This is a genomic window from Brucella sp. TWI559, assembly GCF_039674265.1.
Classification (GTDB): domain Bacteria; phylum Pseudomonadota; class Alphaproteobacteria; order Rhizobiales; family Rhizobiaceae; genus Brucella; species Brucella chromiisoli.
The window spans coordinates 1-2,628 of record NZ_JBDJNE010000054.1 but is presented as its reverse complement, the minus strand read 5'-3'; the positions used below and the strand labels follow the sequence as shown (position 1 = coordinate 2,628).

The window sequence follows — 2,628 nt, the reverse complement described above, 5'->3', positions numbered from 1 at the left end:
GGCGAAGAATTGCTACCCGTTATGATCGCTGCCCGGTCGTGTTCCGTGCAGCAATAGATCTCGCAGCAGCCGTTATATTCTGGCTCGGAAAGCAATGAGTCCTGAGCCTAGCCACCTGCCCACCCCCAACACCATCCCTTCAATTTGAAAATCAACAGGGTTTTGGACGAAAGTTCAGTCCCAAAACCATGATCACCGAAGCAAGCGCAGACAAATTTGAAATAATAAAAAGCCGCCAATCTCTTTGGGAGCTTGGCGGCTTTTGAATGTGCAGAGATGCTCACTTAGCGGCGCTATCTTGTTCGTTCGAGGCAAGCTTCATCGGTACCGAAACCGAAGAGACAGATGGAACCGACGGGGGCACCTTTGTCTCAAGCTTAAGCATTTTATGCAATCCAATGCGATCGAGCTGATCGAATATTTTCGTACCCCAGCGTTCGACAGCAACGGCCATGCCCATTTTCAACATAGAGTCTCCATCATCAAGCATCGCCTTGGCTTCTGGCTCAGGGGCATTTTGAAATTCATCCAACTCCCTCGCATTGATTGAATAGTCAGCAATGGCGCGGAAGAAGGAATTATATTCAATTGTGATCAAGCTGACTTTTTCGCCAGCTTTTTTTATCACCCGTTCCAGCCCGGGATGCAGAAAAATCTGGCCCTGAACTTCGTTTTGTACAACGACCACATGATGATAAGCATTGATTGCGCCATCGCGGAACAGCCATTTCAAGATATCAATTGCATCAAGTTGCGAAACATGACCTGCGGTGACTGGCACAAACAGGATTGGTCGCATGCGCTTTTGTGTATCCGCAACGCCATCCCAGAAGCGATCGTTGAATCCCATCATTTGCGTAATGTATTGATAGCTGGCAAGCGCGTTGGCACCAAAGTCAACGATGTGATTACCAGCAAGGACGGGATCAATCACACTGCACCACATTCGCAGTTGTTCACTCAGGTCCTGAGAGGGCTTATCGTAAGGTGTCTGGAAAAACACATCCTTTGTATGCGGAATTGCCCGACGCAAAGGAGATTGATAGTTTTCTCTCAGTCCTTCTCCCTCTATGCAATAGGTCTTGTACTGCTCATCGAAGCGATCGACATATTTGCAAAGTAATTCACAAAGCATTGTCTTACCAACGCCGCCGGCTTTGTTCACTGATATCATACTTCTCATAACAAGTTCCTTTTTTAAAAGTCAGTTATGACGAGAATGATATTGAAGAAAAACCATAAGTAAATGATTTTATTAGCTTTTTACCCCCGCAACCATACATGCGACCTTTAAATTATACTTGCAAATCAAACCACTGACAGCGTTTGAGCAGCATCATTTTCCCCTCGAGGAACGGGTAAAAAACAGCTATGGTCGGCAAAAATATTTCGAATTTAAGATGCGATTCATCAAAATCGGATTTGCCAACGCATCACGTTTTGATCGTTCTGGATGGCGTAAAAGGCAAATATCACAACAGTTGGATGTGATCATGCAATACAAGCGACATTGCCGCAGTGACCGTGGCAGGATGACGATCGTTCGCTGTTGCGCATCAAACGCAACGCTGTAAAACTGCAAGATGACTGTACTGTTTGAGCTGAAACGTTAAGGCGCACTTTCGATCTGATTAAATGAGATTGGCGTTTTCAAAGCAGTTACGATTTAAATATTTTTGAACGTGCTTTCATACGTTTCAGGCTACGCTTAACACACGCTGCGATTAAAGATCGGATCAGCATCCATTTGCTGCTGCGTTGGAAGTCGCTCAAATGTTTGAAGCACCGATGCTATCAGCGCTTGCGCATCATTGGCCAGTCGAAGATCGATATCGCATGGCTGCAGACTGGAAAACACAATCGTCTGGCTGCGTGCACGCGAAAGAGCCACATTCATTTTCATGATCGCCTGATCATCGTTTAATCCTGCGATGTCTGACGGCAGTCGACCGCTCTGCGTTAAAGCGGCTCCAAGCGAAACAAGAACGCAATCAGCCTCTTTGCCCTGAACCTCTTCGGGTAATCCCATAAACGCGATAGGTGGCGCGTCGGCCTTTTGTAATGCATCCAAAATCGCTTTCAGCTGCTTTTTATTGAATGCTACAATCCCCACGCTTTCGCCATTTCCTGCAGCCACCCTTGCAGCATTGGCAATCGCAATCGCTTCGGCTCTCACAATGCCATTCTGTTTACGACCGAGCGGCACATAGCGTAATTCGCTGCGTCGCGTTCCCCTGTTTTTAACCACCAGTGCATTGTTGTACGAAAATATATTGGACCATGTCATGATATCGCAGTTGCTGGCGCGGAAATTGCGTCTTAGCCGAAAGACCTGCATGCCTGACGCAGCCGCTACCTCAAAGACTGAACCAGGTAGTGCAATCTGAAACAAATCGCCGATCACCATGATCTGCTGCGGCCGTTTAAAATTCTCCGCATCAAACGGCACCAATGTTGCTTCATCAATGATCAACACATCGGCTTCGTCCTTGTGCGGGCGGATAAGCTTTGATCGTCTTAGGCTCAGGACCCATTGATTTGAGAATGAAGAGCTGATTCAGTTTCGCTTGAGGAGACTGAACGATGAGCAATCTTTACTGGCTGAGCGAAGGACAGATGTCACGCCTT

General features: G+C 47.0%; 2 protein-coding genes and 1 pseudogene. 1 reads left to right on the top strand and 2 read right to left on the bottom strand.

The annotated features are described in order from the left end of the window. Positions 1-98, top strand: a pseudogene (locus ABE530_RS19490) (IS5/IS1182 family transposase); the annotation flags it as partial. 182 nt (positions 99-280) lie between these two features. On the opposite strand, the gene ABE530_RS19485 reads toward ABE530_RS19490, so the two are convergent. Continuing rightward, positions 281-1,183 (bottom strand): hypothetical protein, encoded by a 903-nt coding sequence (locus ABE530_RS19485; protein ID WP_499695706.1) that lies wholly within the window; start codon positions 1,181-1,183, stop codon positions 281-283. Positions 1,184-1,708: 525 nt separating this feature from the next. Continuing rightward, positions 1,709-2,476: an AAA domain-containing protein gene (locus ABE530_RS19480; protein ID WP_499695705.1), complete on the bottom strand. Its 768-nt coding sequence runs from the start codon at positions 2,474-2,476 to the stop codon at positions 1,709-1,711. Positions 2,477-2,628: the final 152 nt, after the last annotated feature.

Bases quoted from the DNA above. Each gene is read 5' to 3' on its own strand.
- ABE530_RS19485 (WP_499695706.1), bottom strand. From the start codon at position 1,183: ATGAGAAGTATGATATCAGTGAACAAAGCCGGCGGCGTTGGTAAGACA.